This is a genomic window from Zoogloea oleivorans (assembly GCF_008107625.1).
In the GTDB taxonomy this organism is placed as follows: domain Bacteria; phylum Pseudomonadota; class Gammaproteobacteria; order Burkholderiales; family Rhodocyclaceae; genus Zoogloea; species Zoogloea oleivorans.
In genome coordinates this window covers 154,859-168,178 of record NZ_SDKK01000008.1, presented here as the reverse complement: position 1 = coordinate 168,178, position 13,320 = coordinate 154,859, and the positions used below count along the sequence as shown (strand labels likewise).

Below are 13,320 nucleotides of genomic sequence, written 5' to 3'. Positions count from 1 at the left end.
ACGGGATTACTGAGGTGCCCGGGGCTTACAGCTTGCAGCCGCGGGCCGGGTCGGCGAGGGACTTCTCGGGGGTGTCGATCACCTTGTTCTCGCGGCCTTCAACCTTGCGCAGGTAGATGTTCTGCACCGGGTTGTGGGCCTTCGAGAAGGTGAAGGGGCCGCGCGGGCTGTCGATCTTGGCGGTTTCCATGGCCTTGATCAGTTCGGCGCGTTTGCTGGTGTCGCCCTTGACCGCCGTGAGGCCGACGTTGAAGGCCTGGGCGGCGTCGTAACCCTGGACGGCGTAGACATCCGGCTGGGCCTTGTAGCTCTTGGCGTAGTTGAGGCGGAAGGCGTTGTTCCTGGCGCTGTCGAGGCCGTCACCGTAGTGCAGGGTGGTCAGGAGGCCCTGGCTGGCTTCGCCCATGGCGTCGATGGTGCCGTCGGTAAGAAAGCCCGAGGCGTACAGCGGGATGGAGTTCTTGAGGCCCGCCGCGGCGTAGTCCTTGGCGAACTTGGCGGCGCCGCCACCGGCGAAGAAGACGTACACCGCGTCCGGCTTGAGGGAGGCGATCTCGGTCAGGAAGGGCTGGAATTCGACGTTGGGGAAGGGCAGGGTCATGTCCTTCAGCACCTTGCCGCCGCCTTTTTCGAAGGCTTCCTTGAAGCCATCGACGGCCTGTTGTCCGCCGGCGTATTTCCAGGTGAGGGTGACGACCTTCTTGTGGCCCTTGGCGGCCATCACCTTGCCCATGGCGTAGGAGGGTTGCCACATGCTGAAGGAGGTGCGGAACAGGTTGGCGTCGCACAGGGGGCCGGTGAGTTCGTCGGCGCCGGCGTTGGGGACGATCATCAGGGTCTTGTTCTCGCGGGCAACCTTGGACATGGCCAGGGCCACGCCGGAGTGCACGGTGCCGACCAGCACATCCACGTTGTCGCGCTTGACCAGCTTCTTGGCGTTTTCGGTGGCCTTGGCGGGGTCGGACTCGTCATCGACCACGAAGTACTCCACTTCGCGGCCACCCAGCTTGCCGCCGTTCTCGCTGACGAACTGCTTGAAGCCGTTGGTGATGGCATTGCCGAGCGAGGCGTAGGTGCCGGTGTAGGGCAGCATCAGGCCGACCTTGACCTTATCCTGTGCCTGGGCGAGGCCGGCGGCGCTAAGGGCTGCGGCGGCGAGCAGTACGTGGCGGGTGAAACCTTTGAGTGTGGTTTTCATCTTTGTCTCCTCCTTGTTATGGGTACTACCAGGCGCTGCCGCGGTTGGCGGCAAAGGCGGTGTTGATGACGTCCCAGTCATCAAGGGTCAGGCTCTTCTCGGCCCGTGGAATGACCAGGTTTTCTTCCTTGCCCATGTGGTCCCAGGTGAACTCGGCGTAAGCCGTGAGGGCCTGGTCAAAGGCCTCGAAGCTGCCGCCGTCGCGCCAGGCGCCGAGCTTGCGGCGCAGGGCTTCGAGGAGCTCTCCGCCTTCTTCGTGCTGGGCTTCGAGCACGTCGAGGATGGCGGCGGCTTCCGGGTCGCGCTGACGCAGCAGGCGGAACAGGTAGTCGTTTTCCTTGGGGTGATGGACTTTCTCGGGCACCGCTTCGATGTAGTCGAACATGGCGGTGAAGAGGGCGAAGTCGGCCTCTTCGGTGCCTGCGCGAACCTTGGCAATGTGGTCGAGCAGGCCCTTGAGGACGGAGGCGATGGAGCGGTGCTCGTCGCGGATGATGGTGATGGCGTTGTGCATGGTGTCTGGTCCCTGGGTTCCGCGGCGGGCTCAGGCGCTGCGCGCGCGCAGCTTGAAGCGCTGGATCTTGCCGGTGGCGGTCTTCGGCAACTCGGCGACGAACTCGAACCAGCGCGGGTACTTGTAGGGGGCGAGGCAGCCCTTGACGTGGGCCTTGAGCTCGGCGGCCAGCTCGGGCGTGGCGTCGATGCCGGGCTTGAGCACGATGTAGGCGATCGGCTTGATCAGCTTGTCGTCGTCTTCCTTGCCCACCACGGCGGCTTCGAGCACGGCTTCGTGGCCGATGAGGGCGGATTCGACCTCGATGGGCGACACGTAGATGCCGCTGACCTTGAGCATGTCGTCGCTGCGGCCGGCGTACACGTAGTAGTCGTCGGCGTCCTGGTGGTACTTGTCGCCGCTGCGGGTCCACCCGCCGAGGAAGGTGTTGCGGGTCTTCTCGCGGTTGTTCCAGTAATAGGCCGCGCTGCTCGGGCCGGCGATGTGCAGCTCGCCGGCTTCGCCCGGGGCGACGGGCTTGCCGTCCTCGTCCACCAGACGCACGTCGTAGCCCGGCACCGGCTTGCCGGTGGTGCCGTAGCGCACGTCGCCAAGGCGGTTGGACAGGAATATGTGGAGCATTTCGGTGGAGCCGATGCCGTCCAGGATGTCGGTGCCGAAGTGGCGGGCCCAGCGCTTGCCGATTTCCTCCGGCAGGGCTTCACCGGCCGAGGCGCAGCGGCGCAGGGGGATTTCCTCCCGCGTCGGCAGGTCGGGGCTGGCCAGCATGGAAGCGTAGAGGGTCGGCACGCCGTAGAAGATGGTCGGCTTGTGCTTGCGGAGGCGGGCGAAGACGGCGTCCGGGGTCGGCCGTTCGGCCATCAGCACGGCGGTGGCGCCGACCGCCATCGGAAAAGTCAGGCCGTTGCCCAGGCCGTAGGCGAAGAACAGCTTGGCGGCGGAAAACACCACATCGCTCTCTTCGATGCCGAGGATCGGGCGGGCATACAGTTCGGCGGTCTGGATCAGGCTGGCGTGCACGTGCACGGTGCCCTTCGGCGCGCCGGTGGAGCCCGATGAGTACAGCCAGAAGCACGGTGCGTCGGCAGACGTTTCGACGGTGCTGAAGTCGTCCGAGGCGTAGGTGAGCAGCGCGGCGAGGGAGTCGTCGCCACGGCCGCCGGCAACGATGATGCGCTCGAGCGTCGGCACCTTGCCGAGCAGCGGCGTGAACAACGGCAGCAGGGCGCCCGATACCACCGCCACGCGGGCGCCGCTGTCGGTGAGCATGTATTCGTAGTCGCCCTGGGTGAGCAGGGTGTTGACGGCGATGGGCACCACGCCGGCACGGATGGCGCCGAGGAAGACCGTCGGAAAGTCGATGGTGTCGTGGACGCACATCAGCACGCGCTGCTCGGGCAGCACGCCGAGCTTGCCGAGGGCGTTGGCAAAGCGTGCCGAGCGGCGGGCCACGTCGGCGTAGGTGTAGCTGCCGTTGTCGTCGATGAAGGCGGGCTTGTCGGCCCGGCCGGCCTGCAGGTTGCGTGCGATGAGATCGTGCGCAGCGTTGTAGCGGCGCGGAATCTCGATCAGCGGTGGGCTCACCGAGTGATCGGCGGTGGAAAGTTCCGGCATCGTGTCTCCTCTGTTTTATGTACTGCTATGCCGTGCTTACAAGGTGCGGTGCGTCTTTCCCTGTGGGTCGGACTTCAGTCCGACTCTGCTCGCTGAAGCCGGGTCGTCGGCCTGAAGTCCGACCCACAAGGGAAGTGATGTTCAGCTCTTTGTGAACGTGATCTGTCCCTCCGGCAGCAGATACAGCACGTAGGCGCGGCCGTGGCTGACCGTCGGGCAGTGGGCGCTGCCGGGGCCATAGACCAGCCAGCCGGCCGGGGCGCCGTCGAAACGGGCGTCGCCCTCCAGCGGCATGATCAGGTCCACTTCACCGAGCGGGTGGACGTGGTGCGGGCCGGCCAGGTTTTCCATGTCCACGACATCGATGCTGTAGCCGTGGGTAGCCGGAGTCGGCTTGGCGATGCGGCCGTACTTGACGCCGCCGCCCTCATGCTTGCACAGCCAGCCTTCCGCCACGCCGACCTTGCAGGCGCTGACGATATCGGCAAACAGCGGCCCGCTGGCTGGGAAGGTTTCGTTCAGGAAGGCTTCGAGCTGCTTGTCCACCGGCTTGCCGGCAATGGCGGCGGTGACGGTGGAAACGAGTTCGACAAAGGCTTGGGGATTCACGGGAGTCTCTCCTGGATAAGTCGGGGTGTCAGGCCGTCAGCAGGGCGGCGTCGGCGGCATTGACCGACAGCTGCGCCAGCAGGGCCGGATCGCCCTGCACCACGAAGCGCCGGTGATACATCAGCAGCGCGCGCAGTCCGCCCAGTTCCTCGCCACCACCGGCACGGCCGGGGCCGCCGTGGAGGCAGGTCGGCATCACGTTGCCGTGGCCGGTGTGCTGGTTGCCGATGCTGCCATTCACGACCAGGATGCGGCCGTGCAGATCGCCGATGGCCGGTACCAGTTCGCCCAGGAAGGCGCTGTCGGCGGAATACACCGATGCCACCAGCGAACCCTTGCCGCGGCGGGCGATGGCGATGGCATCCATGGTGTCGGTGTAGGGAATCAGCGTGGCCACGGGGCCGAAGACTTCGGTGTCGTGCACCTTTTTGGCGGCCAGGCCGGCGGCGCAATAAAGAAGCGTAGGCGGCACGAAGGCGGCGACGGCCGGATCGGCATCCACCGGCGTGAAGGCGGCCGGATCGCCACCGAAGATCACGTCACATTCTTCCTTCAGCGCGGCGATGCCTGCGAAGGCGGCGGCCTGCTGGGCCTTGCTGACCAGCGGGCCCATGCGCACGCCTTCGCTGCGCGGGTTGCCGACGCTGATCTTCGAGAGCTTGGCGGCGATGGCGTCGCCGAGGGCGCGGACGGTGGCGGCAGGGGCGAGGATGCGGCGGATGGCGGTGCACTTCTGGCCGGCCTTGACGGTCATTTCACGGACGACTTCCTTGACCATCAAGTCGAACTCGGCACTGCCGGGGGCGGCGTCGGGTCCGAGGATGGCGGAATTGACGCTGTCGGCCTCGATATTGACGCGAATTGAGGCGGCGACGACGCTCGGATGGGTGCGCATGCGTCGGGCGGTGTCGGCCGAGCCGGTGAACGACAGAACGTCGGTTTCGGCGACGTGGTCGAGGAGGTCGCGAGCCCCGCCGCAGACAATCGACAAGGCACCGTCGGGGAGCAGGCCGGCATTCACGACGTCTTCGACCATGCGCTGGGTCAGCCAGGCGGTGGGGGTGGCGGGCTTGACCAGCACCGGCATGCCCGACAGAAAGGCCGGGGCTGCTTTCTCCCACAGGCCCCAGGCCGGAAAGTTGAAGGCGTTGATGAAGATCGCCACGCCGGTTTGCGGCAGCAGGAAGTGCTGGCCCTGGAAAATGTCGGTCTTGGCCAGCGGCACCGGCGCGCCGTCTTTCAGGTGGCGGGCGTCGCCCAGGGCGCGGGCGGCGCGGGCGTAGCTCTTGAGGGTGAAGATCGCGCCATCCACGTCGGCGCTGGCGTCGGATTCGCTGGCACCCAGGTTGCGCAGGGAAATATCCAGGTAGTCGGCACGCTTGCTTTGCAGCAGCTCGGCGATCTTGCCGAGGAGGGCGCCGCGCTCGGCGTAGCTCAGGGCGCGCAGGGCCGGGCCGCCGGTCTGGCGCGCAAAGTCGAGGGCGGCGCCCAGGTCGAGGCCGTCGGCCGACACGCTGACCAGCGCTTCACCGGTAACCGGATCGAAAAGGGTCTGGCCTTCGCCGGCACCCGTTTGCCAGCTGGCGCTGAGATAGTTTGCGAGTTTCACCTTGTCTCCAGGGATTGTTCTGCTTGTATGTATATGGGGCGAGCGTTACAGGAACTTTGCTTCCTGTTGGTGCCGGCTCTTGGTGAGATAGAATACACCCGAGGTTTGGTCAGTCAAGCACTTTAGTGCATGTTGTTTTTCGGTTTACGGTTCTTTACTGCTGCTTTTTCTGGACAAACGTAGATATGAAGCCGCTTTAGGCTAATAAACATGCTTTTTAGTGCAGTCTGTAATTTCATAAAATGAGATATACCGCTTGACAGCGATATTTGTGTTGCACTATTGTTCATCTAACGGACGCAGTCTGCTGCGCATCGGTGAGTGTAATGAGTGACATCGAAGCATCCGGAGAACCGGTTGAAGTGCCGGCAAGTGGAGAAACAGCGCAGGTGGGAGATGCGGAATTTCTCCAGGCGCTGGGCCGGCGGGTCAGGGAAGTGCGGGACCGGCGGGGTGTGACCCGCAAGCTGGTGGCCCGGGAGGCGGAAGTATCCGAACGCCACCTGGCCCATCTGGAAGGCGGCGAGGGGAATGTGTCGATCGTGCTGCTACGGCGCATTGCCCAGGCCCTGAACGTGTCGCTGGTGGATTTGCTGGCACCGGACGCGGAGGACACGGTGGAAAAACGCCTGATCCGCCGCTTCCTGGAACGGCTGCCCCAGCACCGGCTGGAAGAAGTGGTGTTTCGCCTGATGCGGGATTTCGGGCACGAGGAGTCGGTACGGCGCAAGCGCATTGCCCTCATCGGGCTGCGTGGCGCAGGCAAATCGACACTCGGGGCGCGGCTGGCCAGTGAGTTGGGCGTGCCGTTTGTGGAACTGGCCCGGGAGGTGGAACGGGAAACCGGCATGCCGGTGAGCGAGATGTTGTCGCTCTATGGACAGTCGGGTTACCGGCGGATCGAGAAGCGCACGCTGGAGCGGGTCTTGAAGGCCAATGACCGGATGGTCATCTCCACGGGCGGCGGCATCGTCTCGCAGCAGGAGACTTTCGATTGCCTGCTGGGAAGCTGCTTCACGGTGTGGGTGAGGGCCCAGCCGGAGGAACACATGGCCCGCGTGGTGGCCCAGGGCGATTTGCGCCCGATGGCCGGCAACGACGAGGCGATGGAAGATCTCAAGCGCATCCTGGATGCGCGGGAGCCGATGTACGGCAAGGCGGACGCGGTGGTGGATACCTCTGGCGAAACCGTCGAGCAGAGTTACGTGAAACTAAAACATTTGTTATCGGGCTGAAGCCCGGCAGGAGGAGACAACGTGGAAGCTGTAGCTATCAAGAAGGAAGCAGTCGCCGTCGAGCGTGTGGATTACCAGGTCGACCCGTCCAGTTACAAGCACTGGCGGGTTGGCTTCGACGGCCCGGTCGCCACGGTGACCCTCGATATCAACGAAGACGGCGGCATTCGCCCCGGCTACAAGCTGAAGCTCAACTCCTACGACCTGGGCGTGGATATCGAATTCCACGATGTGCTCCAGCGCCTGCGCTTCGAGCACCCGGAAGTGCGCACGGTGGTGATCACTTCCGGCAAGCAGAAGATCTTCTGCTCCGGCGCCAACATCTACATGCTGGGTCTGTCGACCCACGCCTGGAAGGTCAACTTCTGCAAGTTCACCAATGAAACCCGCAACGGCATCGAGGATTCCAGCCAGTTCTCCGGCCTGAAGTTCATCGCCGCCTGCAACGGCACCACCGCCGGCGGCGGCTACGAAATGGCCCTGGCCTGCGACGAGATCGCCCTGGTGGATGACCGCAACTCGTCGGTCAGCCTGCCCGAAGTGCCGCTCTTGGGCGTGCTGCCCGGCACCGGCGGCCTGACCCGCGTGACCGACAAGCGCAAGGTGCGCCGCGACCATGCCGACATCTTCTGCACCATCTCCGAAGGCGTGCGTGGCCCGCGTGCCGTGGAATGGCGCCTGGTGGATGCAGTGGTCAAGCAGCAGCAGTTCGCCGAGCACATCCGCAGCCGTGCCCTCGAACTGGCCAAGCTGAGCGACCGTCCCGAAGGCGGCAAGGGCGTGGTGCTGACCCCGCTCAAGCGCGTCATCGACGACGCCGGCTACCACTACGAATTCGTCGATACGCAGATCGACGCCGCCGCCCGCACCGTGACCCTCACGGTCAAGGGGCCGGCTGCCGTCACCGCCCGCAACGTGGATGAAATCCTCGCCCAGGGCACTGCCTGGTGGCCGCTGCAGATGGTCCGCGAACTCGACGACGCCATCCTCAACCTGCGCACCAACCACCTCGACGTGGGCCTGTGGATCCTCAAGACCGAGGGCAACCCGCAAATCGTGCTCGACAGCGATGCGGTGCTCGACGCCCACAAGGACAACTGGTTCGTTCGCGAAACCATCGGCATGCTGCGCCGCACCCTGTCGCGCATCGACGTCAGTTCGCGCAGCCTCTACGCGCAGATCGAGCCGGGCTCCTGCTTTGCCGGCACGCTGCTGGAAATCGCCCTGGCGGCCGACCGCTCGTGGATGCTCGACACCACCGATGGCTCCGGCGTGAATACCGTCGGTCTGTCAGCGATGAACTTCGGCCCTTACCCGATGGCCAATGGCCTGACCCGCATCGACTCCCGCTTCTACAAGGAAGAGGCACCGATTGCTGCCATCAAGGCTGTCACCGGCAAACTCCTCAACCCCGCCGAGGCCCTGGCGCTGGGTCTCATCACCGCCGCCCCCGACGAACTCGACTACGCTGATGAAGTGCGTATTGCCATCGAAGAGCGGGCTGCCCTGTCGCCCGACGCGCTCACCGGCCTCGAGGCCAACCTGCGCTTCGGCATCTACGAGTCGATGAACACCCGCGTGTTCGGTCGCCTGTCGGCCTGGCAGAACTGGATCTTCAACCGCCCCAACGCGGTTGGCCCGAATGGCGCGCTGAAGCTCTTCGGCAGCGGCAAGCGCGCCCAGTTCGACTGGAGCCGCGTCTGACGCGCATCCCTCACTGAATTCCTGACCCGACCGCGCGGCAAGCCGTCCCCTTGCCGTTGCACCCGGCGCCTTGGCGCGGCGGGCAGGCCCTTGGCAGAAAACGAGCTCGAGTACCCGGCAGGGACTCGCTCGCCCAAAAATCCGGAGAAGACACCATGGCAATCGATTACAGCGAACGCATCCCGAACAACGTTGACCTGTCGAACAACAAGACCCTGCAGCGCGCCCTCGAAAACTGGCAGCCGGCATTCCTCGACTGGTGGGGCGACATGGGCCCGGAAGGCTCCCCCAACTACGACGTGTACCTGCGTACCGCCGTCAGCGTCGACCCGACCGGCTGGGCCCATTTTGATCACGTCAAGATGCCCGACTACCGCTGGGGCATCTTCCTGACCCCGCAGGAACAGAACAAGAAGATCACCTTCGGCGACCACAAGGGCGACGACGTGTGGCAGGAAGTGCCGGGCGAATACCGTTCGACCCTGCGCCGCATCATCGTCACCCAGGGCGACACCGAGCCGGCCTCCGTCGAGCAGCAGCGTCACCTGGGCCTGACCGCCCCGTCCCTGTACGACCTGCGCAACCTGTTCCAGGTGAACGTCGAAGAAGGCCGCCACCTGTGGGCCATGGTTTACCTGCTCCACGCCCACTTCGGCCGCGACGGCCGCGAAGAAGGCGAGGCGCTGCTCGAGCGTCGTTCCGGCGATGCGGACAACCCGCGCATCCTGACCGCCTTCAACGAGCAAACGCCCGACTGGCTGTCCTTCTTCATGTTCACCTTCTTCACCGACCGGGACGGCAAGTACCAGCTGGCTTCCCTGGCCGAATCGGCCTTCGACCCGCTGGCGCGTACCTGCAAGTTCATGCTCACCGAAGAAGCGCATCACCTCTTCGTGGGCGAACAGGGCGTCGGCCGCGCCATCCAGCGCACCTGCGAAGTGATGAACGAGCTGAAGACCGACGACGTGGCCCGCCTGCGTGCGGCTGGCGTCATCGACCTGCCGACGCTGCAGAAGTACATGAACTTCCACTTTAGCGTGACCAGCGATCTGTACGGTTCCGAAATCTCGTCCAACGCCGCCACGTACTACACCACCGGCCTGAAGGGGCGTTTCGAGGAAACCAAGCTCGACGACGACCACAAGCTCGACAACAACGAGTACGAAGTGATGGACGTGGCCGGCGACAAGATCCTGAGCCGCCACGTGGCCGCCCTCAGCGCCCTCAACGAGCGTCTGCGCGACGACTGGATCACCGACGTGCAGGCCGGCATGGACCGCTGGAACCGCATCGTTGCCAAGACCGGCGTCAACTTCAAGTTCACGCTGCCGCACAAGGGCTTCCACCGCAAGATCGGCATGTTCGCCGACGTGCATGTGGCCCCGGACGGCCGCTTGATCTCCGAAGCTGAATGGACCCACCAGCACCAGAACTGGCTGCCCACCGCCGACGACCGCCTGTACGTGCATTCGCTGATGGGCCGCGTCGTCGAGCCGGGCAAGTTCGCCGGCTGGATCGCGCCCCCGAGCCGCGGCATCAACAACCAGCCGGTCAACTTCGACTACGTCCGCTTCAACTAAGCCGCATTCCCTGTGGGTCGGACTTCAGTCCTACTCTAAGCGCCGACCCGCAGGATTTACACCCGAGGAAGAGACCATGAACGCGCCCCAAGAGCACGACATTGCCCGGCAACACCTGATCGATCCGGAAATCTGCATTCGCTGCAACACCTGCGAAGAGATGTGCCCGGTCGATGCGATCACCCATGATTCCCGCAACTACGTCGTCAAGTTCGACGTGTGCAACTGGTGCAACGCCTGCATCGGGCCGTGCCCTACCGGCGCCATCGACAGCATCCGCAACGTGCTGCGCGCCCAGCCCTTCAGCGTTGAAGAGCAGCTGACCTGGGACGTGCTGCCCGACACCCGCGAGCTGGACAGCATGCCGGTGTCGGCCGCGCCGTCGCCCGCCGGTTCTGAAACCCCGGCCGAAGTGCAGCAGATCACCGATGTCGCCACCGCCGGTCACGGCGGCCCGGCCCTGGCGCCCTGGTCGGCCTCGCACCCGTATGTGAACCTCTACAGCGCCAAGAACCCGGTCAGCGCCACCGTCACCGGCAACTTCCGCCTGACCGCCGAGGACGCCTCCAGCGACATCCACCACATCGTGCTGGATTTTGGCGCGACGCCCTTCCCGGTGCTCGAAGGCCAGTCCATCGGCATCATCCCGCCAGGGCTCGACGAGAACGGCAAGCCGCACCTCTTGCGCATGTATTCCGTGGCCAGCCCGCGCGACGGCGAGCGCCCGCATTACAACAACCTGTCCCTGACCGTGAAGCGCGTTGTCGAAGACCACGAAGGCCAGCCGGCCCGTGGCGTGGCATCGAACTACGTGTGCGACCTGGCCAAGGGCGACAAGGTGCAGGTCACCGGCCCCTACGGCTCCACCTACCTGATGCCCAACCACCCGGGCGCCTCGATCATGATGATCTGCACCGGCACCGGTTCGGCCCCGATGCGCGCCATGACCGAACGCCGCCGGCGCCGCATGGACATGAAGGAGGGCGGCGATCTGATGCTTTTCTTCGGCGCCCGTTCGCCCGGTGAGCTGCCGTACTTCGGCCCGCTGCAAAAACTGCCGGAGGACTTCATCGACATCAACTTCGCCTTCTCGCGCGTCCCCGGCGAGCCCAAGCAGTACGTGCAGGACCTGATCAGGAAGCGTTCCGACAAGGTCTTCCAGATGCTCAAGGACGACAACACCTACATCTACATCTGCGGCCTGAAGGGCATGGAAACCGGCGTGCTGGAAGCCTTCCGCGACATCTGCCGGGCCCACGGCGCCGACTGGGAAACCCTGCGTGGCGACATGCTCAGGAAAGCCCGCTTCCACATTGAAACGTATTGAGCGGCAGGGCATGACGCCTTCCGGCTCTTCTTTTTCCTCTTCCTTTCCTCGGAAGTTTTCGGGTGCGCCAGACGCACCCGTTTTTTATTGAGGTTCCTGCCATGAGCCGCACCGTTTACCTCTGCGACGCCATCCGCACGCCCTTTGGCCGTTATGGCGGCACCCTGTCTTCCGTACGTGCCGACGACCTGGCCGCGCTGCCCATCCGCGCCCTGATGGCGCGCAACCCGAACGTGGACTGGGGCGCCGTGGACGACGTGATCTTCGGCTGCGCCAACCAGGCCGGCGAAGACAACCGCAACGTGGCCCGCATGGCGGCGCTGCTGGCCGGGCTGCCGGTGGAAGTGCCGGGCACCACGGTGAATCGCCTGTGCGGTTCCAGCCTCGACGCCATTGGTATCGCCACCCGTGCCATTGCTTCCGGCGAGGCCGAATTGATGATTGCCGGCGGCGTTGAAAGCATGAGCCGCGCGCCCTTCGTGATGGGCAAGGCCGACAGCGCGTTCTCCCGCGCGGCGAAGATTGAGGACACCACCATCGGCTGGCGCTTCGTCAATCCGCTGATGAAATCCCTGCACGGTACCCACTCGATGCCCGAGACGGCCGAGAACGTGGCCGACGAATTCGGCGTCAGCCGCGCCGATCAGGATGCCTTTGCGCTGCGCTCCCAGCAGCGCTGGGCAGCGGCCAGCGAGCGGGGATTTTTCGACACCGAAATCGTGCCGGTGGACGTGCCCCGCAAAAAGGGCGAACCGGTCCGCTTTGCCGCCGACGAACATCCGCGCCCCGACACCAGCGCCGAGATGCTCGCCAAGCTGAAGGGCGTCGTGCGGCCCGACGGCAGCGTGACCGCCGGCAATGCGTCGGGTGTGAACGACGGTGCCGCCGCCGTGCTGCTGGCTTCCGAAGAGGCCGTTGCCCGCTACGGACTCACCCCCCGGGCGCGCATCCTCGGCAGTGCCGCCGCCGGCGTGCCGCCGCGCATCATGGGCATCGGCCCGGCGCCAGCCAGCCAGAAGCTGCTGGCGCGCCTCGGCCTCACCATCGAGCAGATGGACGTGATCGAACTCAACGAGGCCTTTGCCGCCCAGGGCCTGGCGGTGACGCGCCAGCTGGGGTTGCGTGACGACGACCCGCGGGTCAATCCGAATGGCGGGGCGATTGCCATCGGCCACCCGCTCGGCGCGTCCGGCGCCCGGTTGGTGACGACGGCGCTCAACCAGCTCGAAAGAAGCGGTGGGCGTTACGGCCTCGCCACCATGTGCATTGGCGTGGGGCAGGGCATCGCCCTGGTCCTGGAACGGGTTTGAGGAGAAAACAAAAATGAGACCGGAAGCCATCCAGATCATCAAGGACGAGCACCTGGCCATTGCCGCGGTGCTGTATTGCCTGCGCTACATCGTCAAGGAGGTGAAGGACGAGGGCAAGGCCCCCGACTTTGTGCTGCTGCGCGCCATCCTCGATTACATCGTGTCCTACCCGGACCGCTGGCATCACCCGAAGGAAGACAAGTACCTCTTTGCCGCCGTGCGCGCCCGCAGCCACGAGGCCGACGAACTCATCGCCCGCCTGGAAAAGGAACACCAGGACGGTTACCCGATGGTCGAAGACCTGAAGACCCAGCTCATTGCGTGGCAACAAGGGCAGGTGGGCGCGCAGGACGCGTTCTGCGCGACAGTGGCCCGCTATCTCGAACTGGAGTGGGGCCACATGCGCACCGAGGAAGACCTGCTGATGCCGATTGCCGAGCGCACCCTGACGGCGGACGACTGGGTGGCGATCAACACCGCCTTCCGCGAGAACGACAACCCGCTCTTCGGCATCAAGCCGAAGGAGGAAGCGGAACTGCTCTACCAGCGCATCCTGAGCCTGGCGCCGGCACCGATCGGCTATGGTCCGGCGCGTTAAGAGGCAATGCCTGGGGTGTGTG

The 13,320-nt window shown here is 65.1% G+C and carries 11 protein-coding genes; 6 read left to right on the top strand and 5 right to left on the bottom strand.

What is annotated here, in order from left to right; translation table 11 throughout:
• Positions 1–25 precede the first annotated feature (25 nt).
• The 5 genes from ETQ85_RS10250 to ETQ85_RS10230 all read right to left on the bottom strand — a co-directional run bounded on the left by ETQ85_RS10250 (position 26) and on the right by ETQ85_RS10230 (position 5,544).
• Complete coding sequence (locus tag ETQ85_RS10250; RefSeq protein ID WP_148578947.1) at positions 26–1,198, bottom strand: ABC transporter substrate-binding protein; 1,173 nt, start codon at positions 1,196–1,198, stop codon at positions 26–28.
• Between the two features lie 25 nt (positions 1,199–1,223).
• Positions 1,224–1,712 carry a hemerythrin domain-containing protein gene (locus ETQ85_RS10245; RefSeq protein ID WP_148578946.1) on the bottom strand — a complete coding sequence of 163 codons (489 nt, stop codon included), beginning with the start codon at positions 1,710–1,712 and terminating at the stop codon, positions 1,224–1,226.
• A gap of 30 nt (positions 1,713–1,742) precedes the next feature.
• Positions 1,743–3,326: a benzoate-CoA ligase family protein gene (locus ETQ85_RS10240; protein ID WP_148578945.1), complete on the bottom strand. Its 1,584-nt coding sequence runs from the start codon at positions 3,324–3,326 to the stop codon at positions 1,743–1,745.
• A gap of 141 nt (positions 3,327–3,467) precedes the next feature.
• Complete coding sequence (locus ETQ85_RS10235; RefSeq protein ID WP_148578944.1) at positions 3,468–3,935, bottom strand: 4-hydroxylaminobenzoate lyase; 468 nt, start codon at positions 3,933–3,935, stop codon at positions 3,468–3,470.
• 28 nt (positions 3,936–3,963) lie between these two features.
• The gene (locus ETQ85_RS10230) at positions 3,964–5,544 is read right to left on the bottom strand and encodes a 3,4-dehydroadipyl-CoA semialdehyde dehydrogenase (RefSeq protein ID WP_148578943.1); all 1,581 of its coding nucleotides are present in this window, start codon (positions 5,542–5,544) and stop codon (positions 3,964–3,966) included.
• 326 nt (positions 5,545–5,870) lie between these two features.
• Between ETQ85_RS10230 and ETQ85_RS10225 the strand changes: the two genes are divergently transcribed.
• The 6 genes from ETQ85_RS10225 (at position 5,871) to ETQ85_RS10200 (ending at position 13,298) form a co-directional block, all read left to right on the top strand.
• Positions 5,871–6,779 carry a helix-turn-helix transcriptional regulator gene (locus ETQ85_RS10225; RefSeq protein WP_148578942.1) on the top strand — a complete coding sequence of 303 codons (909 nt, stop codon included), beginning with the start codon at positions 5,871–5,873 and terminating at the stop codon, positions 6,777–6,779.
• Between the two features lie 21 nt (positions 6,780–6,800).
• Positions 6,801–8,483 (top strand): 2,3-epoxybenzoyl-CoA dihydrolase, encoded by a 1,683-nt coding sequence (gene boxC, locus ETQ85_RS10220; protein ID WP_187394663.1) that lies wholly within the window; start codon positions 6,801–6,803, stop codon positions 8,481–8,483.
• A gap of 155 nt (positions 8,484–8,638) precedes the next feature.
• Entirely contained in the window at positions 8,639–10,063 is a 1,425-nt protein-coding gene (gene boxB / locus ETQ85_RS10215) for a benzoyl-CoA 2,3-epoxidase subunit BoxB (RefSeq protein ID WP_148578941.1), read from the top strand.
• Positions 10,064–10,139: 76 nt separating this feature from the next.
• Positions 10,140–11,390: a benzoyl-CoA 2,3-epoxidase subunit BoxA gene (gene boxA, locus ETQ85_RS10210; protein WP_148578940.1), complete on the top strand. Its 1,251-nt coding sequence runs from the start codon at positions 10,140–10,142 to the stop codon at positions 11,388–11,390.
• 101 nt (positions 11,391–11,491) lie between these two features.
• A complete protein-coding gene (gene pcaF / locus ETQ85_RS10205) occupies positions 11,492–12,700 on the top strand; it encodes a 3-oxoadipyl-CoA thiolase (RefSeq protein WP_148578939.1) in 1,209 nt (402 codons plus the stop codon).
• A gap of 13 nt (positions 12,701–12,713) precedes the next feature.
• Complete coding sequence (locus ETQ85_RS10200; RefSeq protein ID WP_148578938.1) at positions 12,714–13,298, top strand: hemerythrin domain-containing protein; 585 nt, start codon at positions 12,714–12,716, stop codon at positions 13,296–13,298.
• The last annotated feature ends 22 nt before the right edge of the window (positions 13,299–13,320 follow it).

Bases quoted from the DNA above. Each gene is read 5' to 3' on its own strand.
- ETQ85_RS10250 (WP_148578947.1), bottom strand. From the start codon at position 1,198: ATGAAAACCACACTCAAAGGTTTCACCCGCCACGTACTGCTCGCCGCC.
- ETQ85_RS10245 (WP_148578946.1), bottom strand. From the start codon at position 1,712: ATGCACAACGCCATCACCATCATCCGCGACGAGCACCGCTCCATCGCC.
- ETQ85_RS10240 (WP_148578945.1), bottom strand. From the start codon at position 3,326: ATGCCGGAACTTTCCACCGCCGATCACTCGGTGAGCCCACCGCTGATC.
- ETQ85_RS10225 (WP_148578942.1), top strand. From the start codon at position 5,871: ATGAGTGACATCGAAGCATCCGGAGAACCGGTTGAAGTGCCGGCAAGT.
- boxB (WP_148578941.1), top strand. From the start codon at position 8,639: ATGGCAATCGATTACAGCGAACGCATCCCGAACAACGTTGACCTGTCG.
- boxA (WP_148578940.1), top strand. From the start codon at position 10,140: ATGAACGCGCCCCAAGAGCACGACATTGCCCGGCAACACCTGATCGAT.
- pcaF (WP_148578939.1), top strand. From the start codon at position 11,492: ATGAGCCGCACCGTTTACCTCTGCGACGCCATCCGCACGCCCTTTGGC.
- ETQ85_RS10200 (WP_148578938.1), top strand. From the start codon at position 12,714: ATGAGACCGGAAGCCATCCAGATCATCAAGGACGAGCACCTGGCCATT.